A 707-nucleotide genomic window follows, 5' to 3' on the forward strand; every position below is an offset into this window, starting at 1 on the left:
GGCGAGCATGACCAGCCGCTGGATTCGGGCCAGTTCGCCGCCTCTGCCGTCCTGGAGCATACGAGCCAGGTAGCGCTGGGCGACCAGCCCTCCCTGGCTGTGGGTGACCAGGAGCAGGTGGTCGAACGCACCGGCTTCCGTCGCCAGGTACTCCCGCAGGCTGTCGGCGACCGTGTCGATCGAGGGGAAGACCCGCAGCGGGCTGATCGGCAACAATCCGGTCGCGTACTCGAACGTCAACGGTTGGACGAAGCCGAGGCTCCGATCCGCGACGATCAACGCACGTAGCGGCTCCCACACCTTCGGCCCGGACATGAACCCGTGGACCATCACGAGGCCCAGTCGGCTCTCCACCACGATGCCGATCCCTCCTCCCAAGGACGGTCCTCATGATCCCGCCCCCGAACCCTTTTCTCATGCGAATCCCTGGAGTGGCCAAAAGCCCGTCCCGGGGCGGAGATCGGGCCGCTTTCCGGCGCGCTGCGGGCGACAACGCGTTGGTCGCGTCGCGTACGCGGCGGGGCCGCCCCTGGCGCGAACTCCCGCGCGGGGGCGGCCCCCTGGATCACTACGGCCCGCGACGCCTGCGCGGTTCACTCCTCGTCGCGGAGGACGCGGGCGTAGTCGGTGACCACGCGGCGGAACAGGTCGTGCCCCGGGTTGCGCCCGGTGTGCCGCAGGCACCAGTCCTGCGCGTCGTCCTGGTC

At 70.0% G+C, this 707-nt stretch carries 1 protein-coding gene; it reads right to left on the minus strand.

Features of this window, described 5'->3' with window-relative positions; genetic code table 11:
- Positions 1-378 (minus strand): triacylglycerol lipase (locus tag KUM32_RS37900; RefSeq protein ID WP_254406690.1); only part of this gene is annotated, 378 nt, incomplete at its 3' end.
- Between the last annotated feature and the right edge of the window lie 329 nt (positions 379-707).

It is taken from the genome of Streptomyces sp. AC627_RSS907, assembly GCF_019049165.1.